General features: G+C 44.0%; 20 protein-coding genes, 8 tRNA genes and 1 riboswitch. Of the genes, 17 read left to right on the top strand and 11 right to left on the bottom strand.

The window, feature by feature from the left end; all coding sequences use genetic code 11:
- Positions 1–93 precede the first annotated feature (93 nt).
- On the bottom strand, positions 94–2,121 hold the full coding sequence (gene metG, locus ACAX20_RS10100; protein WP_371185916.1) for a methionine--tRNA ligase: 2,028 nt from the start codon (positions 2,119–2,121) through the stop codon (positions 94–96).
- A 115-nt stretch (positions 2,122–2,236) separates the two neighbouring features.
- Between metG and apbC the strand changes: the two genes are divergently transcribed.
- On the top strand, positions 2,237–3,346 hold the full coding sequence (gene apbC, locus ACAX20_RS10095) for an iron-sulfur cluster carrier protein ApbC (RefSeq protein WP_371185915.1): 1,110 nt from the start codon (positions 2,237–2,239) through the stop codon (positions 3,344–3,346).
- A gap of 26 nt (positions 3,347–3,372) precedes the next feature.
- The gene (gene dcd / locus ACAX20_RS10090) at positions 3,373–3,972 is read left to right on the top strand and encodes a dCTP deaminase (protein ID WP_371185914.1); all 600 of its coding nucleotides are present in this window, start codon (positions 3,373–3,375) and stop codon (positions 3,970–3,972) included.
- Positions 3,973–4,051: 79 nt separating this feature from the next.
- Here dcd and yvcK read toward each other — a convergent pair whose 3' ends face one another.
- On the bottom strand, positions 4,052–4,996 hold the full coding sequence (gene yvcK / locus ACAX20_RS10085) for a uridine diphosphate-N-acetylglucosamine-binding protein YvcK (protein WP_371185913.1): 945 nt from the start codon (positions 4,994–4,996) through the stop codon (positions 4,052–4,054).
- A 647-nt stretch (positions 4,997–5,643) separates the two neighbouring features.
- Between yvcK and ACAX20_RS10080 the strand changes: the two genes are divergently transcribed.
- From ACAX20_RS10080 to ACAX20_RS10040, 9 genes are all read left to right on the top strand, one after another.
- Positions 5,644–5,719 (top strand) — tRNA-Ala (locus tag ACAX20_RS10080).
- Positions 5,720–5,779: 60 nt separating this feature from the next.
- Positions 5,780–5,855 (top strand) — tRNA-Glu (locus ACAX20_RS10075).
- 95 nt (positions 5,856–5,950) lie between these two features.
- A tRNA-Glu gene (locus ACAX20_RS10070) sits at positions 5,951–6,026 on the top strand.
- Between the two features lie 157 nt (positions 6,027–6,183).
- Positions 6,184–6,259, top strand: a tRNA-Glu gene (locus tag ACAX20_RS10065).
- A 126-nt stretch (positions 6,260–6,385) separates the two neighbouring features.
- Positions 6,386–6,461: transfer RNA gene (locus tag ACAX20_RS10060), tRNA-Glu, on the top strand.
- 95 nt (positions 6,462–6,556) lie between these two features.
- A tRNA-Glu gene (locus tag ACAX20_RS10055) sits at positions 6,557–6,632 on the top strand.
- Between the two features lie 157 nt (positions 6,633–6,789).
- Positions 6,790–6,865: transfer RNA gene (locus tag ACAX20_RS10050), tRNA-Glu, on the top strand.
- Positions 6,866–6,988: 123 nt separating this feature from the next.
- Positions 6,989–7,064: transfer RNA gene (locus ACAX20_RS10045), tRNA-Glu, on the top strand.
- Positions 7,065–7,254: 190 nt separating this feature from the next.
- Entirely contained in the window at positions 7,255–7,437 is a 183-nt protein-coding gene (locus ACAX20_RS10040; protein WP_371185912.1) for a hypothetical protein, read from the top strand.
- Positions 7,438–7,453: 16 nt separating this feature from the next.
- On the opposite strand, the gene ppx is transcribed toward ACAX20_RS10040, so the two are convergent.
- The 3 genes from ppx to ACAX20_RS10025 all read right to left on the bottom strand — a co-directional run bounded on the left by ppx (position 7,454) and on the right by ACAX20_RS10025 (position 11,523).
- A complete protein-coding gene (gene ppx, locus ACAX20_RS10035; protein WP_371185911.1) occupies positions 7,454–8,989 on the bottom strand; it encodes an exopolyphosphatase in 1,536 nt (511 codons plus the stop codon).
- A gap of 90 nt (positions 8,990–9,079) precedes the next feature.
- Positions 9,080–11,167: a polyphosphate kinase 1 gene (ppk1, locus tag ACAX20_RS10030; RefSeq protein ID WP_371185910.1), complete on the bottom strand. Its 2,088-nt coding sequence runs from the start codon at positions 11,165–11,167 to the stop codon at positions 9,080–9,082.
- Positions 11,168–11,289: 122 nt separating this feature from the next.
- Positions 11,290–11,523 (bottom strand): DUF6482 family protein, encoded by a 234-nt coding sequence (locus tag ACAX20_RS10025; protein WP_371185909.1) that lies wholly within the window; start codon positions 11,521–11,523, stop codon positions 11,290–11,292.
- A 259-nt stretch (positions 11,524–11,782) separates the two neighbouring features.
- Here ACAX20_RS10025 and ACAX20_RS10020 point away from each other — a divergent pair, with 259 nt between their 5' ends.
- The 5 genes from ACAX20_RS10020 (at position 11,783) to ACAX20_RS10000 (ending at position 16,987) form a co-directional block, all read left to right on the top strand.
- The gene (locus ACAX20_RS10020; protein ID WP_371185908.1) at positions 11,783–12,280 is read left to right on the top strand and encodes a DUF3429 domain-containing protein; all 498 of its coding nucleotides are present in this window, start codon (positions 11,783–11,785) and stop codon (positions 12,278–12,280) included.
- Positions 12,277–13,053 carry an SDR family NAD(P)-dependent oxidoreductase gene (locus ACAX20_RS10015; RefSeq protein WP_371185907.1) on the top strand — a complete coding sequence of 259 codons (777 nt, stop codon included), beginning with the start codon at positions 12,277–12,279 and terminating at the stop codon, positions 13,051–13,053. The genes ACAX20_RS10020 and ACAX20_RS10015 overlap by 4 nt, the downstream gene beginning before the upstream one ends.
- Positions 13,054–13,275: 222 nt before the next feature.
- The gene (locus ACAX20_RS10010) at positions 13,276–14,571 is read left to right on the top strand and encodes a hypothetical protein (RefSeq protein ID WP_371185906.1); all 1,296 of its coding nucleotides are present in this window, start codon (positions 13,276–13,278) and stop codon (positions 14,569–14,571) included.
- Between the two features lie 2 nt (positions 14,572–14,573).
- Positions 14,574–15,902, top strand: coding sequence for a glycosyltransferase (locus ACAX20_RS10005; RefSeq protein WP_371185904.1), 1,329 nt, complete (start codon positions 14,574–14,576; stop codon positions 15,900–15,902).
- Entirely contained in the window at positions 15,902–16,987 is a 1,086-nt protein-coding gene (locus tag ACAX20_RS10000) for an HlyD family secretion protein (RefSeq protein WP_371185902.1), read from the top strand. Before ACAX20_RS10005 ends, ACAX20_RS10000 begins: the two co-directional genes overlap by 1 nt.
- Here the strand turns inward: ACAX20_RS10000 and ACAX20_RS09995 are convergent.
- The 3 genes from ACAX20_RS09995 to ACAX20_RS09985 are packed head-to-tail and all read right to left on the bottom strand — an operon-like array spanning position 16,950 to position 19,653.
- Positions 16,950–17,369 carry a GNAT family N-acetyltransferase gene (locus tag ACAX20_RS09995; protein WP_371185900.1) on the bottom strand — a complete coding sequence of 140 codons (420 nt, stop codon included), beginning with the start codon at positions 17,367–17,369 and terminating at the stop codon, positions 16,950–16,952. The genes ACAX20_RS10000 and ACAX20_RS09995 overlap by 38 nt on opposite strands.
- Before the next feature lie 50 nt (positions 17,370–17,419).
- On the bottom strand, positions 17,420–17,926 hold the full coding sequence (gene ilvN, locus ACAX20_RS09990) for an acetolactate synthase small subunit (protein WP_371185898.1): 507 nt from the start codon (positions 17,924–17,926) through the stop codon (positions 17,420–17,422).
- On the bottom strand, positions 17,926–19,653 hold the full coding sequence (locus ACAX20_RS09985; protein WP_371185896.1) for an acetolactate synthase 3 large subunit: 1,728 nt from the start codon (positions 19,651–19,653) through the stop codon (positions 17,926–17,928). Before ACAX20_RS09985 ends, ilvN begins: the two co-directional genes overlap by 1 nt.
- A gap of 342 nt (positions 19,654–19,995) precedes the next feature.
- On the opposite strand from ACAX20_RS09985, the gene astB reads away from it, so the two are divergent.
- Positions 19,996–21,333, top strand: coding sequence for an N-succinylarginine dihydrolase (astB, locus tag ACAX20_RS09980; protein WP_371185894.1), 1,338 nt, complete (start codon positions 19,996–19,998; stop codon positions 21,331–21,333).
- Between the two features lie 135 nt (positions 21,334–21,468).
- On the opposite strand, the gene ltaE is transcribed toward astB, so the two are convergent.
- The 3 genes from ltaE to ACAX20_RS09965 all read right to left on the bottom strand — a co-directional run bounded on the left by ltaE (position 21,469) and on the right by ACAX20_RS09965 (position 25,787).
- Positions 21,469–22,494, bottom strand: coding sequence for a low-specificity L-threonine aldolase (gene ltaE / locus ACAX20_RS09975; RefSeq protein WP_371185892.1), 1,026 nt, complete (start codon positions 22,492–22,494; stop codon positions 21,469–21,471).
- A gap of 140 nt (positions 22,495–22,634) precedes the next feature.
- Positions 22,635–24,569 carry a TonB-dependent receptor domain-containing protein gene (locus tag ACAX20_RS09970; RefSeq protein ID WP_371185890.1) on the bottom strand — a complete coding sequence of 645 codons (1,935 nt, stop codon included), beginning with the start codon at positions 24,567–24,569 and terminating at the stop codon, positions 22,635–22,637.
- A 27-nt stretch (positions 24,570–24,596) separates the two neighbouring features.
- Positions 24,597–24,797, bottom strand: a riboswitch (cobalamin riboswitch).
- A gap of 45 nt (positions 24,798–24,842) precedes the next feature.
- Positions 24,843–25,787, bottom strand: coding sequence for a cobalamin-binding protein (locus ACAX20_RS09965; protein ID WP_371185888.1), 945 nt, complete (start codon positions 25,785–25,787; stop codon positions 24,843–24,845).
- Positions 25,788–25,791 lie beyond the last annotated feature (4 nt).

The following is a 25,791-nucleotide window of genomic DNA, read 5'->3' as shown; positions in this document are numbered from 1 at the left end:
ACTGATTTTAGAGCTAGATACAGACAATAAAAAAGCGAGCTCAAACGATATAAAATCATCAGCTCGCTTTTACGTTGTTTTTTGATGTACAGGTTACATCACGCGCATACCAGGCTCAGCACCTTGGTCAGGGTTTAAGATAAAGATATCTTTACCACCGGGGCCAGCTGCGATAATCATGCCTTCAGACATACCAAAACGCATTTTACGTGGCGCTAGGTTAGCGACAACAACCGTTAACTTACCAATTAAGTCTTCTGGTTGGTAAGCCGATTTGATGCCGGCAAAGATTTGGCGTTTTTCACCGCCTAAGTCCACTTCAATGCGCAATAGCTTTTCCGCTTTCTCAACGTGCTCTGCCGTGACGATTTTGGCAACGCGCAGGTCAACTTTAGCAAAGTCATCGAACGTGATTTCTGGCGCAATAGGCTCATCGGCTAGTGGACCTGTGACAGGCGCTGCTTGCGCAGCAACTAGGTTTTCTTTTGAATCTTCTACCATGGCGTTTACTTTATCCATCTCAACACGTTGCATAAGCGCTTTAAATTTATTGATCTTGTGGTCGGTTAATAAGTGCTTGTGACCTTCCCACAATAATTCATCGTTCAAGAATGCAGATGATTTATCAGCAAGCTTTGGTAACACAGGCTTTAAGTAAATCATCAGAATACGGAATAGGTTAATACCCATCGAGCATACGTCTTGAACCTCTTGCTCTTTACCTTCTTGCTTGGCCAATACCCAAGGCTCTTTGACTGCGATGTATTCGTTGACACGGTCAGCGAGTGCCATGATCTCGCGCATTGCCTTACCGAACTCACGATTCTCATAATGTGCTGCGATAGAATCCCCAGCGGCCATCACGGCGTCCGCTAGCTCTTGGTCGTCAATACGTGCTGATAGCATGCCATCAAATTTCTTTGAGATGAAACCGGCACAACGTGACGCGATGTTAACCAATTTACCCACTAAGTCAGAGTTAACGCGTTGTGCGAAATCTTCAAGGTTAAGATCTAAGTCATCAATACGGCTGGTTAATTTTGCGGCGAAATAGTAACGCAAGAACTCAGGGTTTAGGTGATCAAGGTAGGTACGACCTTTTATGAAAGTGCCTTTTGATTTACTCATCTTGGTGCCGTTAACGGTGACAAAACCGTGGGCGTAGACAGATGTCGGTTGTCTAAAGCCTGCACCTTTTAGCATCGCTGGCCAGAATAAAGAGTGGAAGTAAATAATGTCTTTACCAATGAAGTGATACAGCTCAGCCGTTGAGTCTTGTTGCCAAAACTCATCAAAGTTGATGCCTTTTTTATCACATAGGTTCTTAAAGCTGCCCATGTAACCAATAGGAGCGTCGAGCCACACATAGAAAAACTTACCGGGTGCATTTGGGATCTCAAAGCCAAAGTATGGCGCATCACGGCTAATGTCCCACTGCTGCAGACCGGATTCAAACCACTCATTTAATTTATTGGCCATTTCTTCTTGCAAAGAGCCTGACTTGGTCCAGTCTTTTAGCATTTGCTCAAAAGCAGGCAAGTCAAAGAAGAAGTGCTCAGAGTCTTTCATCACCGGAGTTGCCCCAGACACAACCGATTTCGGGTTTACCAATTCGGTTGGCGAGTAGGTCGCGCCACAATTATCACAGTTATCACCGTTTTGATCTTCGCTACCACATTTAGGACAGGTACCTTTAACGAAACGATCGGGTAAGAACATTTCTTTTTCAGGATCGAAGAGTTGTGAAATGGTACGACGTTTGATGTAGCCACTATCATTTAAACGATTGTAGATAAGCTCAGCGTAGCTGCGATTTTCATCGCTGTGGGTTGAGTGATAGTTATCAAACTCGATATGAAAATCAGCAAAGTCCGCCATATGCTCTTCGCGCACTTGCTCAATCATTTGTTCTGGCGTGATGCCCAGTTGTTGCGCTTTTAGCATGATAGGGGTGCCGTGTGCGTCATCGGCACAAACATAGTATGCCTCGTGACCGCGCATTTTTTGAAAACGCACCCAAATATCGGTTTGAATGTATTCTAACAGGTGACCTAAGTGGATTGGACCGTTGGCGTACGGTAGGGCACTGGTCACCAAAATTTTGCGATTATTATCACTCATTGGACTATTTGCCTGATTTAGAAATTATTTAATAGAAATATGGCCTCGGATAGTACAAAATTTAAGGCGTATTTTCATTAAGAAATCTCATAAATTATAAGAAAAGCTGGCTATTATGTTGAAAAATTTATTCGGCAATAAGAAAAAGGAGGCAGATTTGCTTTTGCAGATCACCTCTTTTATTGAAAACTATCCTTCTGCGGTATTTCAGCAAGGCATTAATGCGGCCATGCTCGATTGGCAAGTCAAACGAGAAAATAGCACTGTGGTGTTATATTTTACTCCCTACTTCGCTTGTTTATCGGAGCTGGAAAATATTGCTCGCGCCGTGGTTGAACAGTTTGATGTTGACGTTGAAATCAGCTTTGATTTGGCGATACAGCCTGTCCGTCAACATGGCTTAAATGGCGTAAAAAACATCATTGCCGTTGCTTCAGGTAAAGGCGGGGTAGGTAAGTCAACAACGGCGGTGAACCTAGCGTTTGCTTTGCAGGCTGAAGGCGCACGTGTAGGTGTGCTCGATGCGGATATTTATGGTCCTTCGATCCCAACGATGTTAGGCATTGAAAATCAACGTCCAGTCTCCGCAGACGGTAAAACCATGATGCCCTTGTTTGCACATGGTATCACCGCGATGTCGATAGGCTTTTTGGTTGCTGAAAAAGACGCAACGGTTTGGCGTGGACCAATGGCCAGTTCGGCTTTTGCGCAAATGCTCAATGAAACCAGTTGGCGCAGTGAAGATAATCATGAGCTGGATTATTTAATCATTGATATGCCGCCGGGGACGGGAGACATTCAATTGACATTGGCGCAAAAAGTGCCGGTTGCAGCCTCTGTGATTGTCACAACCCCGCAAGATATCGCTTTAAAAGATGCCATTAAAGGCATTGCGATGTTTGATAAAGTACAAGTGCCGGTGCTTGGTGTGGTGGAAAATATGAGTTATCACGTGTGTGATAATTGTGGTCATCACGCGCATTTATTTGGCCAAGGTGGCGCTGAAATGCTTGCCAATGATTATAAGGTCGAAATTCTCGGTCAATTGCCTTTGCATATGGAAATTGGCGAATACGCTGATAATGGTCGCTCGTTAATAACTGAAAATTTAACTGGTGAATTAACCACTCAGTACCGTAGAATAGCCTGTAATGTAGCGGCCAATTTGTTTTATCAATTAGATAATGCCAGCCCGCAAACCCCAGACGTTATTGTAAAAGCATAACGGATACAACGAGAAAGAAGAAAACTATGAGATTATGCGATCGTGACATTATTGATTTAATGAATCAGGAAAAAATAAAAATAGCCCCACGTCCTGATGATTCGGTTATATCTGGCGTTAGTGTTGATATACGCTTAGGTCATCAATTTCGAGTGTTTCAAGATCACAACGCACCGTATATTGATTTAAGTGGTCCTAAGGCGGATGTTCAGGCGGCTATGAACACCGTCATGAGCGATGAAATTCACATTGAAGAAGACCAAGCGTTCTTTTTACATCCAGGCGAATTGGCGCTAGGTGTGACGTATGAATCGGTCACACTACCTGCTGATATTGTCGGATGGTTAGATGGTCGCTCATCGCTCGCACGTTTAGGATTAATGGTGCACGTTACCGCCCACCGTATTGATCCGGGTTGGTCAGGGCAAATTGTATTGGAATTTTACAACTCAGGAAAATTACCACTAGCGTTGCGCCCTAAAATGACGATTGCCGCGCTTAATTTTGAATCAATGTCTGGTGAGGCGATGCGTCCGTACAATAAACGTAGCGACGCGAAATATAAAGGCCAGCAGGGGGCTGTCGCGAGTCGTATTAGTCAAGATGATAAGTCGCAAGCGTCGTGATGATACGCAACGTTTAATCGTGAAAATAATAAACCCGCATGATGCGGGTTTATTATTGGTATAGTTTGACTAACGGCCATTAGGTTACGGCCATTTTTTGAGGTAACGTATAAGGTTTACGCTTTTTTCCTTGATGGTGTTCCAACCGTTCTATCGCTTGCTCAATGGCATCCACAAGTTGTGCTTTGTCGTGAACGTGACGAGACTCTTTAGCGGCCAGTGGGTGGCTGATAATCGGCACCATATTGGAGGTTGCATCACTGTCTGCGGTTATCACCGCATCAATCAGTTGGCACCCTATGTTGTACGTTAACCACTCGAGTTTCTCATCGATAGTCAAGCGACCGGCAGGCGTTTGCTCTTTGGCAAGGTTATCAATAAAAAGCACTTTAGCATCAGAGTCATTAATGGCTCTGGTTATATTATTGACCAACAGTGGCGGAACCACCGACGTTAAAAAGCTACCCGGACCGATGATGATGACATCAGCTGCATTTATCGCAGTAATGGTTTGCGGTAATGCCTTAACAAGTGGGGCAAGCATCATGTGCTCAGGCATGCGGGTCATATCATCCACTGACAGCTCGCCAACCTTAACGCGACCTTCCTTATAAAAGGCCAGCAGATCCGTCGGGGTTTCTGACATCGGATGCACGGAGGTTTTTACCTGGAGCAGTTGACTGACAACACGGATCGACTCCATCGGGCGAAGATTGATATCATTCATCGCATAAAGAATTAAATTGCCCAGATTATGTCCGGCGAGTTCATCTTTGCCGTCAAAGCGAAAGTTAAACAAGTGGGTCGCTATGGATGATGAGTCGGTTAGTTCAGTAAGACAATTTCTCAAATCACCCCAAGCGATACTGCTGGTGCGGCGTCGTAATTTACCGGTTGAGCCACCGTTATCGGTTGTCGCGACGATACCAGTTAGTTGGTTTTCTAGGAAGGAGAGGGTAGAAAGTACCCGACCAAGACCGTGTCCACCACCAATGGCCACGACGTTCATCGATTGTAGTCGCATATAAATAGCACCCTGATTGCCTTAATTCTGTTTCTTGTTTTGCTATGCATACAAGCGTTAATTCAACGCATCGCTAAGATGCGGTATTGTATGGCTTATTTGCAAAGTGTAGTAAATCGTTTTCGTTTTGCAGGCTTTTATTGGTATAAATACGCCATGTTCACGACAAAACGGTCACTTGAGTTGATCAAATCCCGTCATTTTAATCACAGTTGAGCAATATTCAATAGTTATGTTTGATATAGTGAAGGGGAGGATCTGGTTAATGTGAACGACCAAGAATTGTTTTGTGGAGCTAACCACTCTAATCACTGTCAGTTCCAGGTTATGGAACCATACTTGCCCGCATTTGAGTTTTATTTCAAGCTTGCGGGCATACGCTAAGTACCTCAACGATTAATATACGCTAACAATCCGCAAGATAATGAACGCTGTCGCGATAGATAAAATCGGCGTACGTACCTTGATATTCTCGTTGGAACGGGCACAGTTTACATAGAAAATAACCAATGCGATTACTTAGTGAACGAACGCGCACTTTTTTGCAATTTAATTCAAAAAAGGTGTTGACAGTTTTTCGATGAGTCCATACAATTCGCCTCGTTTTCAACGACAGTCCAAGGCCAACGTTGAATGCAAGTGGTAGAGGGGCCATAGCTCAGCTGGGAGAGCGCTTCGCTGGCAGCGAAGAGGTCTGCGGTTCGATCCCGCATGGCTCCACCATTTCTTGCTAAACGTTAGAGTTGTTGAAGTTGTGTAACCCATGTTGGTTATGAATTTTGCGTCCCGTTCGTCTAGAGGCCTAGGACACCGCCCTTTCACGGCGGTAACAGGGGTTCGAATCCCCTACGGGATGCCATTTTTCTATAAGAGTAAGTTTAAGTTCTTAGTGCCCGGTGTTTTCACCAGACACGTTGAAGTTACTAACACGATTTACAGTGTTAATAATTCAGTGTCCCGTTCGTCTAGAGGCCTAGGACACCGCCCTTTCACGGCGGTAACAGGGGTTCGAATCCCCTACGGGATGCCACTTTCTCTTTTTACATGAAGTTCAAGTTCTTAGTGCCCGGTGTTTTCACCAGACACACTAAATGCCAGAGTTCAGTAGAATAAGGCTGTTCCATTTCACATATGAAATGTTCACCTTACACTGAATAGCAAACCGGTGGTTTGCAGGCGTATTCAGTGTCCCGTTCGTCTAGAGGCCTAGGACACCGCCCTTTCACGGCGGTAACAGGGGTTCGAATCCCCTACGGGATGCCACTTCATTTTTTATTCTAGGTTTCAACAATCTGATTAAAGGTTGTTATACTTTGTCTTTATTCACCGTGTGCGTTAACAGCATTGTTTTAGGTGGATGCAAATCTTAGATTTGTAGGCAATCTCTGCGTCCCGTTCGTCTAGAGGCCTAGGACACCGCCCTTTCACGGCGGTAACAGGGGTTCGAATCCCCTACGGGATGCCATTTTTCTATAAGAGTAAGTTTAAGTTCTTAGTGCCCGGTGTTTTCACCAGACACGTTGAAGTTACTAACACGATTTACAGTGTTAATAATTCAGTGTCCCGTTCGTCTAGAGGCCTAGGACACCGCCCTTTCACGGCGGTAACAGGGGTTCGAATCCCCTACGGGATGCCACTTTCTCTTTTTACATGAAGTTCAAGTTCTTAGTGCCCGGTGTTTTCACCAGACACACTAAATGCCAGAGTTCAGTAGAATAAGGCTGTTCCATTTCACATATGAAATGTTCACCTTACACTGAATAGCAAACCGGTGGTTTGCAGGCGTATTCAGTGTCCCGTTCGTCTAGAGGCCTAGGACACCGCCCTTTCACGGCGGTAACAGGGGTTCGAATCCCCTACGGGATGCCACTTCATTTTTATTCTAGGTTTCAATAACTTTTCAAAGTTATTATATTTTGTCTTTATTCATCGTGTGCATTAACAGCATTATTTTAGATGAGTGCAAATCTTAGATTTGTAGGCAATCTCTGCGTCCCGTTCGTCTAGAGGCCTAGGACACCGCCCTTTCACGGCGGTAACAGGGGTTCGAATCCCCTACGGGATGCCACTTATCGAAGTAAAAAGCCGGCTAATAGCCGGCTTTTTGCGTTTTAACACACTTGATTTGTGCGGTATGTATAACAGCAACGATATAAAGTCTTATTGCTCAGTACGGCTAAATAATCGCCTGTTGCCTAAACGCAATACGGGTTTGCGATTATACTTATCTGTGGGTAGATAAGGGCACAGGATAGATCATGGTGAAGTCACTATGTAAGTGGAAGAAAAAAGAAGTGGAAGGTCATTTGCACGAGTTGTGGCATATTGTTGATAAGCCGAGGTTTATTTGCAAAGATTGTGCGCGTTCAGCACACACCAAAGGTTATTTATGTAAACCACTTAAACTGCCACATGACAAACACCAAAGCAAAAGTACCTAGTCATGAGTGTAATTTACTAAGCAATCTGTAATAGCAGGTCTATTTTTTTTAGTTGATTTACTTCGGTCACTAAATTGTCTTCAACCAGAGCATGTTCATCTAGCCAGTTATTAGCAAAGAGCAGTTGCCAAATATTGTCCTCTATCGTTAGCGTGACTTGCGGTAAAAAATCATCTTGCCGTTTTTGGTTTAACAGCACTGCTATGCGAAAAATAGCCATCAATTTACGTACGTCAGACCACGCGTACATAGTAAACTCAGGTAATTCATCAATATCTATCTTTTTCCGTTGAAATCTGACCAATGTCGTGACTAATCTTTGCAGCTCTTGATCAAAGCCTGATAATTCTGATTGGCTAACAATGTAGGCAGAGTGCTTGTGACTGCCTGATGAGTTTATGTGCAACCCTATCTCGTGTAACTTAGTTGCCCAATGTAAAACTTTCTCAGCTTCGGGAATGCTTTTTAGAGGAGACTGATTCACAAGTTGTGATAGCAGATGCTGACTTGTTTGCTGAACACGCTGAACATGCTCGACGTCGACGGACAATCGCGAGATAAGGCTGTCGACACTTCGCTCGCGAATATCATCATGTTCAAGTCTGTCTTCCATTTCATACAGAGCACCTTCACGTAGAGCTTTATCGCAATATTCCAATTGATCGATATCCAGCATCAAAAACGCAGCAAGCATGACGGCAAGGCCACTGATGATGACACTTTTACGATCGTCACTGATCCCCGCCAAATCAATATCATTAACGTGTCGATATGACAGCAGTTTGTCTTTTAGTTTGAGCAATGCTTCAAGGGTTAGGTAGTGCTCGGTTAAGTCGTTTTCTTGAGCGGCTTGCAATAATGCTGATACGGTGCCCGAGGTACCAACGCAGTGTTGCCAATCGATGCTCTTGTATTGCTTTACGATGGGTTGTATGTGTCGCTCGGCCTTCAACAATGCTTTTTCAAAACGCTTTTTACTGATTTTCCCGTCCGCAAAAAACTGCTCGCTTAAATTGACACAGCCTATATTACGACTCGTTAATGCCAGTGGTTGAAAATGACGGCCTAAGGCAAATTCGGTACTGCCACCGCCGATATCAATGACCAACCGATTTTCAGTAAAATACATACTGTGCGCCACACCATGATAAATCAGTCGAGCCTCTTCTTGACCAGTGATAAGCTTGATGGGGTAGGGCAATATTTGTTTAGCTTGTTCGATAAAGCGTTGGCTATTTTTCGCAGCGCGCAGGGTGTAGGTACCAAGAATGCTGACATCGTCTGGATGAAACCCCTTTAATGTGTGAGCGAATATTTTTAATGTATCTAACCCTCGTTGGATGGCTTCATCACTGAGCATCAACTGCTCATCTAAGCCCCGCGCAAGGCGAACTTTGATTTTTTCCCTGAGAAGAATTTGTACATCTTTAGCAATGATCCGCGCTAACACCAAGTGAAAGCTATTTGAGCCTAAATCAACCACCGCTACGGTTTGTGCCGCATGACTGCTTTCATCAACGTTTGAAGGGGTCTCTAACGGGTCATTTGCCATCGTGGAGTATTCCTTAAGTAGACACTCATGTACTTTAGCCTAGTGCGAGACAAGCAATAATGGCAAACAATTGGCGTTAAAAAGCTGGTGCTATTTGCCTGGTTTCTCTAATTGTTTTATATATTCATAACATTGTTTTTGCGCGCGAAAGGGCTTGTTGTTGTGTTGCGGGACATAATGATTAGTTTGCTTGGCGTCGATTATTCTCGCTTTACAATTATCTTTAAAGGCAAATTCAACCAAATCAATCAGCTGTTTTTTCAAATCATTGTCGTATATCGGCACACTTACTTCTACCCGATCTTCAATATTACGAGTCATCCAATCGGCGGATGAAATATACACTTTGTGAGCCCCTCCTGCGTGGAATATCATCACCCGGGCGTGTTCTAAATAACGATCGACAATACTGACCACATGAATGTTGTCGCTCATACCGGCGACACCAGGCAGTAATGAACACATACCTCGCACCTGCAAACGAATATTCACGCCAGCTTGGCTTGCTTTATATAGTAAGTCGATAAGCGGTTGATCAACAATGTTATTAAATTTTAAGGTGATCGCGGCAGGCTTATTGGCCTTGGCATTCTTTATCTCTGTTTTTATGAGTTGATTGATTTTTTCTCGCTGATTAATGGGAGAGAGCAATAAATGTTTGAAGGTAAATTGACGATAGCTGTGCTCGATAAATCGAAAGACGTTATTTACTTCGTCAGCGATTTGCTGATCCTTGGTAAAATAGGCACTGTCACTGTATATCTTTGCGGTTTTTTCATTAAAATTTCCGGTGGCAATTTGCGCATATCGAACGATTTTTCCTTGCTCTTGACGATTAATAAGGCACAGCTTGGAATGCACTTTCAATGACGGGATACCAAACAATACTTTAATGCCCCCGTCGGTCATTCGTTTAGCCCACTCAATATTGTTACGTTCATCAAAGCGTGCTCTTAGTTCGATGTTTACGGTGACTTTTTTGCCATTGCGAACCGCATCGAGTAACGAGCCAATGACTTGCGACTTAGGGGCAACCCGATAGACATTGAGTTTTATCGATGTCACCTTGGGATCGAAAGACGCTTGGCGCACAAATTCTTTAAAGTGATGAAATTTGTGGTAAGGGTAATGCAATAGAATATCTTTGTGAGAAATGGCGTCAAAGACGGTGTCATACGTGGCAAAATTTTGGCATTCGATAGCGGCCCATTTGCGGTAGCATAATTTGTTTTTACCAACGGTTGGAAAGCCAATAAAGTCTTTGAAATTTCGATATCGGCTACCCGGTAAGGTCGAGTCATACGAGGTAAAACCGAGCAGCTTTTTCAGTTTTTTTTCCATCCTTGATGGCATGTTTTGGTCGCATACAACCCGCACGGGCTCAGCATGTAAACGTTGCTTTATGCTTTTCGACATCTTCATCAAGATGGAATCATCGATGTCGTCTTCTTTAAGATAATATTCGGCGTCGCGAGTCATTTTAAAGGAGTAGGCATGGATCTCATCAAAGTGGAATAAGCCCTTGAATATACTGGGCAGAGCAAAACATATAATGTCATCAAGCAGTATGATTTTTTGCTCTGTGCTATCACTTTCTTTGGGTAATAGAACAAATCGTGGCGAGTCATCAACGGGCACTTCAATGGCGGCATACTGACGTTGTTCTACGGTGGTTAGCTCGACAAATAAGTAAGTAATGTGATCTTCGATACAGGTGGTAAAATCCATGTTTTTACTGACGATAAGCGGCTGTATAAAGCGCAACACTTTGTCGGTAAAATATTGACGTAACCACTGCTGATGGAAGGACGATAGCTCGGTGTTGTCGATGATATTAATGCCTTCGTAACACAAATCTTGCCGAATATTTTGGTAGGTTTCGTTGAAACGCGTATTAAATTGCAACACGCGTTGCTGAATTTCATTAAACAAGGCTTGGTATTGGGCAAGCGCGTCCACATCACCTTCTGCGCGTTTAAGTAACGCATTGCGCTTTAGATCTGATACTTTGACCCGAAAAAACTCGTCCTGATTATTAGAGAATATCCCCAAAAAGCGCAACCGTTCGATTGGTGGATTGCTGCTGTCTTGCGCCTCTTGCAACACCCGCTCATTAAAATTTAGCCAACTCAAATCACGGGAAAAATAGCGCTTGGACGTAAACTCGGCAAAATTCATGACGTATCCGTACAGGTTGATGTGCAGAAAAAGTGTTTAAATTCAAACACCAGCTACCTTTCAATCTATATCAAAATTGTCTTTTGCACAATTTGCCTAGCGCCAATTTGGCTCTACCTTTGCTACCACTTCAACGGAATGGACAAGGGCTCAGTAGAACCACTCATCCCACACATTTCATCGTAAGGGGTTAATTGCTGCAACTGAACGCTATTGAGCGAGTGTCCACGAAAATATTCTTTAATGTCGTTAATCGAATCAAAGCGCACGGGTTGATGATGTGCATCAGCCAAAATATTGCCATCAACTTCGGCAAAGTAGATGTGACCTTCAAAACTTTTAATGGTGAGATCCATGCGAGCCTCCAAACAGTTGGTTAATGAGAACATTCCGTGCTCTGCTTGGTTATCTTGTCATGAGTTTACGAGTAGCGTGTGCTGCCAGATCAATCATCGGCCACGCATTTTTGATATTCGATCTTATAATACTAAGGGGAGACTCGCGTTGGGAAGCGACATGAGCGTCAAGCCGTATTTGTCATTGCGAGTCGCTTTAAGGCGGGTGCTGTCGTTCGAGTAAACCATAAATAATATTAATTTTGGTCAAGGAGCATGGGTGAAAAATTCGGGCAAACACATCTCCATCGCATTAGTCTTAGGCTGGGCAGGCACAGTGCCATTTATCGGATTAGCCTTCGCTTTACTGGTGTCCCATTCTATCCTGAGTGATACAACCACAATATTATTGTTTGTATCGTATAGTGCACTGATCGTCAGTTTTTTAGCTGGCAGCTTATGGGCCGAAGCGTTGGTGGGCAGGGGCACCGTTGATGCAGGTCGATTATTGCTATTTAGTAACGTGATTATGTTGGTCAGCTGGTGTGCGTTGTTGAGCATTGTCTTCATTGCTTGGCACTGGGGGTTGTTGGTATTAGCAGGGTGTTATGTCGCGCTATTAGTGAGCGAACGTAATTTACGTAACTTAGCTTACCCACTCGAAACGGGTGACGCGGCCTATCGAGCCTATCGGCAAATGCGCCAACGCGTCAGTATTGTGGTGGTGAGCTGTCATATCATTGTTTTGCTGATCCGCGTCAATGGTATAAGCTTGTGAATCAACGCATGGTGATCGGCAGTTCATCAACGATTGCGCAAGCACTTATCGACAACCTGCTGCAACGCTTTCCCGATGAATACCTTATTCTGATATCACGCCAATGTGCTTCGCCTCGGGGAGCCGAAGGCTTGAACTTTCAGGCTCAGTCAGGCGATATTAAAAAACACGCCAAGCTTGTGCACATCGCTTGTGACTATACTGAATCGAGCATAGCGTCGGTCTTTGCGCAACTTGATCAATGGTTAGGCGCACAGTATCAAAACATTGTTCAGATCTACATTTGTAATGGGATCTTGCATAGCGATACCATTGTTCCCGAAAAGCGTATTGAAGATGTTGGTATTAAGCAAGTCATGGCATTGTGGCATATTAATGCCTTGATCCCATTTTTATTTGTACAAGCTCTCTTGCCGCGTTTGAGCCGCTCCCCAACATGTCGTATTGTCGTATTTTCGGCACGAGTTGGCTCGATTAGCGATAATCGTTTGGGGGGCTGGTACGGTTATCGAAGCTCTAAAGCGGCGTTAAATATGTTGCTAAAAACCGCTGCCGTTGAGTATGCACGGCGGGCTAAACATGTAAAGCTGATAGCGTTTCATCCTGGAACAACCGACACGCCATTGTCAAAGCCGTTTCAAGGTAACGTCCCTGCAGATAAATTGTTCACCCCCGATTTTGTTGCCAAACAATGCATTGGTATTACCGAGGGAGCCGAGATTGATGGCAAATTAAGTTATTTGGATTGGCAGGGAAAGAATATCGTGTTTTAGCTTTTGGTAATGGTACCAAGGTACTGTTGTCAATGATAAATGCACTATAGTTAAATGAAGTTAACTTAGGTTGGTTGATGGGGTTATTTTAATCTATTAGAGAGTGGTTGAGCTTAATGTGCTGGAGTCAGCGCTGATGCTCTAACAACAATGAGCGAGACGATCTTAATGGGGAATATTTTATTAATCAGTAATCGTAGCCAGTCTAACATAGACAGGGATTTGAATATTAGCCGCATAGCCGAAGACGATGATGTCGACTTAACAAATGAGCTTTTTCATGCAGCAGTGATTGATGTTGATGATAAAAGCGTTGTTAATCAATGGTTGATAACGTTGCGTAGCGACAGCGAACATTTTGCAATACCTATCTTTGTGACAACGGAGGCTTTTGCAGAAATACCTATGGTTGATGGCTTAGTACCTCCGTCCATTGATATTGCTATAAAAAAATATCAAGCACGGCTCGATGACTGCAAACTTGAAGCTGAGCAAAACCTCGAAGCGCGTTTGCTTATTTACCTTTGGGCTGTCGCTGAACGCTCGTTAAAGGCTCATTGTCAAACTGACCATGATGTATCTTATGTTTACCCATTTTTAGATATATGGGATGACGGTATAGGTAAAGAACTTTGGCTCGAACGTTTATGCAGTGCCGGTCTTCTCGTCAAAGAAAAGCTCATAGATCGCCTACGCCAATGTCATAGTTGTGGTTCATCGTTACTTAATTATGTGGATTGTTGCCCTGATTGCCACTCTATTGATTTAAAAATAGAGCGGGCATTACATTGTTTTACTTGTGGACATGTCGGTGAGCAGCAAACATTTGTACGAACAGGGGAAATGGTCTGCCCAAATTGTTTAACGAAACTTAGACACATCGGCACAGATTATGATCGGCCTATCGAAAACAAACGTTGCAATGCTTGTGATAACTTTTTTATCGAAGCGGATGTAAGGGCTCATTGTTTTAGTTGTCACTATGCTAACGGCATCGAACAGTTGGTCCAAAAGCAATACTTCAGTTTTGCATTAGGCCACAATGGCTATATAAAGATTAAGACAGGTACCGAGCCTCATAATTTAGCGAAAGCGTTAGGTGAACCTGTTAGCAGAGAACAGTTTTCTTGGATGCTGAATTGGCTTAATAAAATGGCGCTTCGAGACAAAGTTCAACATGTGTTTATGGGGTTACGATACGTTAATCTACCGGAACTAAGTCAAAATTTATCGACAGTGGCTCTAATGGCACAAATCGAAACGTTTTCCAAGCAGTTGCGAGCATTATTAAGGACGACAGATGTTTTGTGCCAATATAATGATGAGACCTTGTTGTTTCTGTTACCGAAAGTTAATGATGCTGGGCTTGAAGTCGTTAAGCAAAAATTAGCTGCTATTGTAGAGCAACAAGCAGATAATTCGTTACAGCTTGCTGTTAATATTAAAACGTTGCACGACTCAAGTTTAGATGGAAACTCTGATGTTTGGTTGGGTGAGCGCTACACGGAGATGAGATAAGTATGGACTTAAATACTGTCATCTATTTTGTGATATCGACAATAACCATCGTATCACAGCATCTCGATGTGATGATTGTATTTTTACCTATGCTACTTGTTTTCGAATTACCTCTTATGATTACCGTATTTTCTGGCATATTAGTTTGGTACCGACGCCGAAATCTTCGAGGGCCGTTGTCATTCCATCCTAAGGTGAGTTGTATTGTTACTTGTTATGGTGAAGGCGATGCAATAAAGGGCACGGTACTTAGTTTGTGTGAACAAATATACTCGGGCCGAATTCAAATTATCGCCGTAGTCGATGGTGCAAAGCAAAACATACACACTTACCAAGCGGCTATGGAATCCATAAAGATAGCTAGGAATTATCATAATAGAGATGTTGAAGTCTTACCTAAATGGCAACGTGGTGGCCGGGTTAGTACGCTAAATGCAGGGTTGTATAGTGCGAAAGGGGACATCGTTATTAACGTTGATGGTGATACGTCATTCGATAATAATATGGTCTACGAAATACTTAAGGAATTCGAAGATCCTAATGTGCCAGCGGTCGGTGGCGCTCTGCGAGTCCGTAATGTTAAAGATTCCGTGGTCACTCGTATGCAAGCACTAGAGTATATGATTTCACTCCAGGCTGGTAAGACAGGCCTTGCCGAATGGAATCTTATTAACAACGTATCGGGAGCTTTTGGAGCATTTCGTCGCGAGTTTTTGCAACAAATAGGAGGTTGGGATACTCATACGGCTGAAGATCTTGATTTAACCATGCGCATTAAACAGTACATGCGTCGTTATCCTCAAATGCGTATTCCGTTTGCAGCCAGAGCTATAGGGCATACGGACGTACCTAAAACATGGAAAGAGCTTTTTTGGCAGAGAATGCGCTGGGATGGCGATTTATTATTCCTTTATTTACGTAAGCACCCTTACGCATTTAGTCCAGATCTCTTGGGATGGAAGACGTTTATATTCACCGTGGTTTATGGAGTGTTACAAAACGTGTTGATCCCCATCTTAGTGGTTATTTTCAACATTTGGGTTTTAGTAACGTTTAGCTATGAATTCGCAATAGCCATGTTCATTGTTCAATACCTCGCTTATCTCATCATCAGCTACATTACTTTTTTTATTTTTATCGTAGCAATCTCTGAACGACGAGAACAAGATCTAAAAATCATTGGTTATATAACGCTAATGCCTTTTCCTATCTACACCTTTATTGTTCGGATTTTTACCGCAATAGCGGTTCTTAATGAAGTATTAAGGCGTAGTCACGAAGAAAGCAACATGGCGCCTTGGTGGGTTTTAAAGCGAGGTAAGAAGTTCTAATGAAGATTCAATTTCAAACTGAAAAGCAAAAAAACCCGATTCGCAATGATGGCTTCGATGTGATGTACGCACCTGCTAAGCGGGTCGCGTTTCGCTTTCGCTGGTATTTGTTGGTACTACTTATATTATCCCCGTTGGTTATTTTTGGTTGGCATCTTTTAGATGATGAACTCCTCGTGCAAGCCGATGGTATTTTAACTACTCAGCCGGTTGTCTTGCATGCACCACAACCAGTATTCGTAAAAAAGATTAAGGTTAGAGATGGTGACTCGGTTACAGCAAAGGATATACTGGTTGAACTGTCATCACCAGTGGTAGAACGCCAATATGCATTGTTACAAACCAAACACAATACCTTTAAAGAGTTGCATCAGAAAGGTTTGCAAAATCTAGAGTTACTTTATAACCAACAGATAGCCAGTCTTAAAGCTAGCGATCGAGATAGTAAAAGGCTCAGTGCTAAATATAAAGATTATCAGCAACGAGGCGTATTACCGTTGAGTGACCGCTTGCTGATTGAACAAACGGATGTTCAATCAAAAAATCGCTATCAACAAGCTTTAATCAGCTTTGAGTCTGCGGTGAGTCAACATCGTAATGGACCATTAGCCAAAACGGTATTAGATATCGAATTAGCTCTAGCAGAGGCACAAGCTAGAAGTGAAATGTTGAACCTCGTTGCCCCCAAGGGAGGGCTAATTAATGAGGTGCTCGTTGAAGAAGGAGAGTTTTTAGGCGAGGGGGAGCCTATTTTAACGCTTAGTAATTTAACTGAGCCCGTAGTGATTGTTTATTTGCAGCCTAAACGTATGGATTACGCGAAAATAGGTCAAACAGCAACGATAAAGTTTCCTAATGGTGATAAATACGAGGGTAAAATTAATCGCCCGGTACAGATGACACAGCAGTTACCACCATCACTGACAGGACCGTTTGATGTGAGCAAAGCGATGATTAAAATTACCTTAGATATCTCACCCGTCCCTAAGCATATGGTGGAAGGACTTCCGGTGAAAGTACGCTTTCATTACGATGAAGAAAAACATGTTAAGAGTTGGATTGGTGATAAAAAGCAACAAGATTAGTTTGTTTACGCAGATAACTCGTAAACCGCGTTTGTAATGAGTTAGGCAAGGTATCTTGCGAGACTTGGCTAAAGTGACTATTCAGATAAAGCCCTGCTAACGAGTCTTGTGCAAAACAATAGATGTGTTGATGCAAATGCTGACAGTGCGTTAGTAATTGCCTCGCTATGCCTTGATGTCGATGAGTGCCATCGACACACAAACCGTGCAAAAATGGTGAGCGGTGTTGATAAGATATAATGACACAGGCAATGATTTGTTCGTTGTCTTTGATGAAATAGCAGGCATCGTCGCCGAGAAATCTGGCGTTATACTTTTGCTGTTTATAAAATCGCTTGATGTCTTTTTTATCGGATTTTTCGGCGCAGATGATCATGGTCATAGTCGATAAAAACGGAGCCTTGGCTCCGCTATGGTGTGTCTTTTGGGTGTTTATCGAAATGATGCTCTTAATGCTTTTTCTCCGCGAGCGATACCTACCGCGCCCGAGCGCACCACTTCGATGATATCGGTTTCGTTGGCCATAATATCGATAAACGAGCTAATTTTATTATCATCGCCAGTGATTTGCACGGTGTAAATTTGTTTGCCTACATCGATGATGTCAGCACGAAAAATGTCAGTTAAGCGTTTAACTTCGTTGCGCGTTTTGACATTCATCGCTAGCACTTTCACTAACGCAATTTCTCGTTCAATGTGTTGCCGTTCGGTCAAGTCGGAAACTCGCAAGACATCCACCAATTTATTGACCTGCTTGGTGATTTGCTCCAGCACTTGATCGTCACCAAAGGTGGTTAACGTGATGCGTGACAAGGTTGGATCGTCTGTTGGTGAGACGTTTAAACTGTCAATGTTAAACGCGCGCTGAGAAAACAGGCCGACAATGCGCGACAGTGCTCCAGGCTCGTTCTCTAACAATACGGATAATATACGACGCATTATACTTTTTCTCCCTTTCGTAACCACATATCATCTACCGCACCGAATCGCACTTGCATAGGGTAGACATGCTCAGTTTCATCGACAAGGACATCTACAAATACCAATCGATTTTTAATTGCCATCGCTGAGGCGATGGCTTCGTCCAATTCATCCGGATGGTTGACTTGAATGCCTACATGACCATAAGCTTCTGCTAATTTGACAAAATCAGGTAACGATTCCATGTAAGAGTGCGAGTGACGACCACCATAGATCATATCTTGCCATTGTCTCACCATGCCAAGGCTACGGTTATTCAAAGACACAATCACCACCGGCAATTGGTATTGTAGGCACGTTGCCAACTCTTGTATGTTCATTTGAATTGAACCATCACCGGTCACACACACCACATCCGCTTCAGGAAAGGCTACTTTTACGCCCATGGCCGCCGGAAAACCAAAGCCCATGGTGCCAAGGCCACCGGAGTTTATCCACTTACGGGGCTCTTTAAACGGGTAGTATTGGGCCGCAAACATTTGATGTTGACCCACATCCGAGGTGACATAGGCATCACCATTTGTGTGTTTGTAGATACTTTCAATAACTTGCTGTGGCTTTATTTTTTCCGGATGCTTTTCATAACTAAAACTGTTTAGCTCTCGCCATTGGTTAATTTGCTGCCACCAATCACTGTAGTCTTCAGCATTCGGGACATGGCCTACCGCATCTAATTGTTTTAACAGTTGCGCAATCACCACATCGGCATAACCCACAATGGGGATGTGCGAGTTGACTGTTTTGGATATCGATGTTGGATCAATATCGACGTGAATGATGGTGGCGTTCGGGCAGAACTTTTCGACTTTGTTGGTAACCCTATCATCAAAGCGTGCGCCAATGGCTAAAATCACATCGGCGCCAGCCATGGCTTTGTTAGCTTCTACCGAGCCGTGCATGCCAAGCATACCGATAAAGTTCGGGTGGAGGCCGCTGATGCCACCTAACCCCATCAAGGTGTTAGTGCATGGTGCGTTTAACCGCTCGACTAGTTCGGTAAGTTTATCGGCACAATCGGACAGGATAATACCGCCGCCACTGTAAATAACTAAGCGTTTTGAATCGACAATGGTTCGCACCGCCTTTTTGATTTGTTTGCTATGACCTTTTTCCGTGGGATGATATGAGCGAATATTGACCTCGCGGTCCATGTGAAACGGTACGGTAATATCGGGATTGAGAATATCTTTAGGCAACTCAATCACCACCGGACCTGGGCGACCGGTTTCGGCTAAATAGAATGCTTTAGCAAGCACATTGGGCAAACTGTTTACATCACGACAGGCAAAACTGTGTTTGACGATAGGGCGTGAACAACCGACGATATCCGTTTCTTGAAAGGCATCGCCACCAATCAGATTAGACGGTACTTGGCCGGCAAGAATCACCATAGGAATGGAGTCCATATAAGCATTGGCTATACCGGTGATACAGTTGGTATTGCCAGGACCTGAGGTTGCCAATACAACACCGGTTTTACCGGTTGCGCGGGTGTAACCATCTGCCATATGGGTAGCGGCTTGTTCGTGGCGAACCAGGATATGGCTAACTTTGTCTTGCTGAAAAATGGCATCGTAAATGTCGAGAACCGACCCACCCGGGTAGCCGAAAATAAATTCAACATTCAGTTCGGCCAATGATTTGGTTAATAATTGTGCGCCAGAGTATAGCGATTCGTTGCTCATAGTGCCGCCTTAAAATTTTTTTGCCCTAAAAAAAATAAAACCCTCGGAGCTTACTCGGAGGGTTTATGTGAATGTTTATGCGATATGTTAGCGATTCAATAAACCCTTGTGCCTTGGTAACACTACCAAGACAACCACGAGAATAATGAATAGAATTTGTTTGCCCATCGCCTAATGAATATTTGCTATTAGTTCATTTATATCTAAAGCACTGACTCTCGTTTGTCAATGAAAAGTTAACAATTAATTAACGGATGTCGTCTTGTTGCTTGTTTAGCCATTTACTCACGCTTAAAAATCGCTAAAATAGCGCCATTACAATCAAAAAGTTCAAGGGGATTTATGAAAAGTTTTGAAGCAAACTTTGATGGGTTAGTGGGACCAACGCACAACTATGCGGGGTTGTCTGAAGGTAATGTTGCCTCAAAGTTAAATGCCAACGATATCTCCAGCCCTAAAAATGCCGCTTTGCAAGGTCTCAAAAAAATGAAGGCATTGCACGACATGGGGATGGTGCAAGGGGTGTTTGCACCACAAGAGCGTCCTGATATTTTTTCATTACGTCGATTAGGCTTTTCGGGAACCGATGCAAGCGTACTCGAACAAGCCCACAAAGAAGCACCAAGTGTGCTATCGGCGTGTTGCAGTGCGTCAAGTATGTGGACCGCTAATGCCGGTACGGTGTCACCATCAGCGGATACTGACGATGGTAAGGTGCATTTCACACCGGCGAATCTAACCAATAAATTCCACCGTTCTCTTGAGCCAGAAACAACCGGCAATATTTTGAAAAGTGTGTTTACAGATGCGAATCACTTTCACCACCACCTGCATTTAAATGATAATGATCACTTTGGTGATGAAGGCGCTGCTAACCATACCCGATTGTGCGATGCCTACGGCGAGCAAGGCGTTGAAATATTTACCTTTGGTAAGTACGCATTTAATGGCAGCAAACCGGCGCCGAAAAAGTACCCTGCACGGCAAACCCTTGAAGCCAGTCGCGCTGTTGCAAGGTTGCACGGCTTAAACGACGATAAAGTGGTATATGTACAGCAAAATCCCGATGTGATTGACCAAGGTGTATTCCACAATGACGTGATCTCGGTAGGTAACCAAAATGTGTTGTTCTACCATGAGCAAGCGTTTTTAAATACTGATGCGTTTTTAAATGAGGTGCGCACTAAGTTTGGCGAGGGTGATTTACACTTTATCAAAGTCAGTGATGAACAAGTGAGCGTTAACGATTGTGTTAATACCTACTTATTTAATACGCAAATCATTACGTTACCATCAGGTGAAATGGCCATTATTGCGCCGATGCATTGTTATGAAAATGCGAGCGTAAAAACTTATTTAGATGACTTAGTGACTCAAAATACACCGATTAAACAAGTGAAGTATTTTGATGTGAATGAAAGCATGAAAAATGGCGGTGGCCCAGCGTGCTTGCGCTTACGTGTTGCGTTAACTGAAGCTGAACTTAACGCGGTTAATCCAAATTGCATTATGTCTGATGGTTTGTTTGATACATTAACTGGTTGGGTGAACAAGCACTATCGCGACACCTTAACCTTCGATGACTTGCGTGATCCGCAATTATTGGTAGAGTCGCGCAGCGCACTGGATGAGTTAACCCAAATCCTTAACATTGGTTCGGTATACCGATTCCAGCAGTAGTAGGGTTATAGGTCAACAGACCCGATCATAACAATAATTGATAATAAAAACGCCCCTGAGTGATTGATACACAGGGGCGTTTTTTGTGTTATCAGCGTTGCATTCAACCGTTGAATTCACACAGCAAAAAAGTTTTTATACTTTGGCTTGTTGCATCAAACTAAGGCAGTCTTTGATGGTTTCAACGGTGTAGATAATATCGGCTTCGCTAATATCAAGATGAGTCACAATACGCCAAGAGCGTCCCCCAGATACCAAAATACCTTCGGCTTTTAACAGTTGCTTTAACAGTTCGCTGTTAAGCGCAGGATCGATATCGACATAAACCATATTGGTATTTACGGCCGTTACTGCAAAACCCTCAACGTCTTTTATAAGTGAGGCAAACAATTTGGCATGTGTGTGGTCGTCTTTTAGACGGCTAATATGATGGTCAAGGGCGTAATCCATCGCGCTAGCAATCATGCCCGCTTGACGGGTACCGCCACCGACCATTTTTCGCAGTCGTCTGGCGCGTTGTATTAGCGCTTTAGAGCCACACAATACCGAGCCCATCGGCGTGCCTAAGCCTTTTGAGAAACAAATGGAAATCGAATCGACGTATTGGCATATATCTTTTAATTCGATGCCAAGTTCGACAACCGCGTTAAAAATACGAGCACCATCTAAATGAATTGCGAAACCGTGCTCATCGGCAAAGGTGCGTGCGTGTTGAAAATAGTCAAGCGGTATCACTTTACCGCAATGGGTATTTTCAAGGCTTAGTAAGCGACGCATGGCAAAGTGCTGATCGTTTTCTTTGAGTACTGCCGCAATGTCTTCTAATGCCAGCTCACCCGATGCCTGAACAGCTATTGGCTGTGGCACTATCGAGCCGAGAACAGCAGCGCCGCCTGCTTCGTAGAGATAGGTATGGTAGCCTTGGCCGGTGATGTATTCGTCACCACGTGCGCAATGGGCTAATAACGCACAAAGGTTTGACTGGGTGCCAGAATTAACAATCATGGCCGCCTCAAAACCGGTCATATCTGCGAGGCGCTGCTCTAGGGCATTGACGCTTGGATCATCACCATAAACATCATCGCCAAGCGGCGCGTTGATCATGGCTTGTTTCATGGCATCGGTGGGCCGAGTTACGGTATCACTACGAAAGTCTATCATGCGTTATTATCGCTTTATGGTTAGCAAGGTTTGAATGAGTGTAGAGTAACCGAGCGTGTTAAAAAAGCAAGCTCAATAAGAGCCCGCTTTATCAGAAATTCCCCTGTATCAGGTAAGTATTAAACAGCCTCAAACCAGTGTTAGAACTGGTAACTCACGCCAACCTTGTAGTTAATGCCATCTGCAATGTAATTCTGCACGCTTTGGTATTGTTGATCTAGTAGGTTGTTTACTTTAGCGTTTAGCGTTAACTGCTCAGATAAAGCGTAGTTGGCAGCGATATCAACGACCACGTATGAGTCAAGTTCGCCAGCTGAATCGAGTGACGTGCCATGATAGTTAGCGACCAACGTTGTTGTTAGCGCGTGCCAATCATAACTGAGCTGATAGCTCGCCGTTTCTTGCGGACGGCGTAACAAGGCTGTTTTGCTAGCGGTGTTTTCGGCGTCAATATCAGCGTAATTCAACGTGTGTGATAGTACGCCGGTGTTAATGTTTAATGACACCTCATACCCTTCGATATCGGCTTGCATCACATTTGCCGGTTGCCATACTCCAAACGCATTTGGCGCCCAAGCAATTAGGTTATTAATGTCAGATTTAAAGTACACCACTTCCACCTGGCCATCAAAACGCTGGTAAGCAAAACGGTGACGTAGCAATAATTCGGTATTATCAACATATTCAGGGGCTAGGTTTGGGTTTCCCGCTCCCGGCCAGTACAAATCGTTGAACGATGGCGTTTTGAACGCAGTGGCTTGGCTAATCGAAAACAAGGTGTTTTTCGTCAGTTGGTAACCAAGGCTTAGGTTATAGGTGGTTTCATCACCAATGTTTTCAATATTGTCATAACGAAGTGCCACCTCAAACAGCCAGGCTCCTAATACGCTATTGGTTTGTGCAAATACTGCACTCACATCACGTTCGTCTTGCGCCCAGCTTTGAAAGCCGTCTGTCCATACGTCTTTATCGGTGTTGGTTGATACCTTTTCGTTGTAGTAATCAAAACCTAAGGTAAAGCCGATGTTATTCGTTACTGCTAACTGGTTGATAAAGCTGATCTGGTCGCGTTTCGTCTTGATTTGGTCGCCCATGGCTTTGTCAATGCCATTACCAAAGGTCGTAGCTTTATCTTGGCTGATGCCGTAGCTTAGCTCTGAGCTAAAGTGATCAGTTTGGTATTGGGCGCTTAGCTTGGCTGCGACGTTATCGTGGGCTTGCTCATTGGCGTAAAACACCGGGCAGGTTTGGGTCGGGTCATCCCAGCACGGGCTATCTGGGTAGCTGGCATCGTACTCATTTGAACCCGATTCAACCAGTGCCACGGCATTGATTGTCCAGTTGTTATTGAGCTTGCTATTGGCGTTGACGCTTGCCGATAACTTGTCGTAACCGTCTTCATCTGGCTCGTCAATATCGTATGGTAATGGGTCGCTTTGGTATACGTTAAAACCATCACTTTGCTCGGCGTTAACGGCAATGCTAACACGGTGTTGCTCATTACCGAGACCAATAGCCGCGCTGCCCTGAGTAAAACCATGACTGCCAGCAGAGAAAGCCAGTGAGCCTTCATCTTGACCGTATTGCTTGGTAAATATTTGGATAACACCACCGATGGCGTCACTGCCCCAAAGCGCGGCACGAGGGCCTTTTACCACTTCGATACGATCAATTAATTGCGGCGATAGCGTTGAAATGTTGGTGTAACCCAAGGTCGCGGAGTTAACGCGAATACCATCAATTAATACCAAGGTATGGTTAGCATTACTGCCCCGGGTAAAAATCGATTGTGTTTGGCCCGCGCCACCTTGGCTGGCAATGTTGATACCAGCAACGGTATCAAGCAGTTCAGCGATATTGGCTGCTTGTAATGCACCAATGTCATCAGCAGTGAAGATCTCGCTGCTCGAAAGCGCTAAAAATTGCGCTTGCGCATTTCTGTTGGCGGTGATGATGACGTGTTCATCAACCTCTTTGCTAGCAGGTGTTGCAATGGCTTGACCGTTTATTGATGTTAATACCACACCTAAAGTGATGACTAACGGCGTTACGTTATTTTTATATTGTTTGTTCATATTTCCTCACAACAGGTGCCCGCCGCACCTGGAAAATATCGTTAAAGCCGGTCTCCGGGCTTAAGGCTTTGCTGTTCTTGGCGAGCAAGCCTATTACCGTTGCGGGGGCAGCACAGGACTGGTTAGCAATGACATGACGTTGTTAAGCAAGTCACGGCCAACATCACCTGTTTCCCTTTTTGTTTGGTTATTACGGGTGTAACCCAAACGCTTTAACACTTTTATTAATATGCAGACATATCTGCGTTTTGATAATCACCGATAGTCGGTGTGTTAACGAACGCGCCGGCTTTGATAAAACCCTCGCGCAGTATCGAGTTGTTGACACAATAGCGCCAGCTCATCTAATAAGCGAACGCTCATTCGATGTAACCTATCGGAATTTGGTCGCACGATTTGTTGATGACGCACGGCATCAATCACCGCAAATGGTTGCCAATCAGTCTGATTGCTAAGCGTTTGACTGTTTACGTTTTGACCAGATGATAGCGGCTGGATAATCACCTGCGGGTTCGCTTTAACAACGTTTTCGAGGCTAATTTGAGGGTAGTCGCTGTCAAGCTGTGCAAACGGATTTTCAGCGCCACATATTGTCAGTTGTTGTTGTGACCAGGCATTACCTGCAATCGTCGTTAGTGGCTGCGGCCAGAGTTCATAAAAAACGCGGATCGGTGGTTTGTGTTGATAGCGCTTTTTAATTTGTTCTAGTTTGGCATCAAAGGCATTGGCACGGACGTTTGCTTGTTGCTGGTACCCCGTTAGCTCGCCCAACCAGCGCAATTCCTTACTGATATCCGATAGCGTTCTTGGGTTTGAATACACCACGTTAATGCCGTATTCGCTGAGTGTTTGTAAGTCGTTGGCTAAGCCTTGACTGTGCCATGCTATGACCAAATCTGGCTGTAACAGCAAGATTTTTTCGATATTGAGTTTGGCGTAATTGCCTACACGTGGCAGTTGCTTCGCTTTACTTGGGTGATCGGCATGCTCGACCGTGGCAACCAACAGCGAATAAGCACCAATATCATGCAGTTGCTCAACAACGTGTGGTGCGAGGGCAATAATGCGCTGCGGGTATTTGTTATCCCCTATGTTGCGGATCTGGTTTTTGTCGATGTCGCTTGCATTAACTGACCAAGGCAACAGCATAGACAGCCACGCTGTTAATATGGTGATCAGCCACGGCTTCAACCTTGTTGGTATTTTATCCCAGAACATAGCG

It is taken from the genome of Thalassotalea sp. Sam97 (assembly GCF_041379765.1).
Taxonomy (GTDB): domain Bacteria; phylum Pseudomonadota; class Gammaproteobacteria; order Enterobacterales; family Alteromonadaceae; genus Thalassotalea_A; species Thalassotalea_A maritima.
The sequence above is the reverse complement of the archived record's forward strand: the minus strand, read 5'-3'. Positions and strand labels throughout refer to the sequence as shown.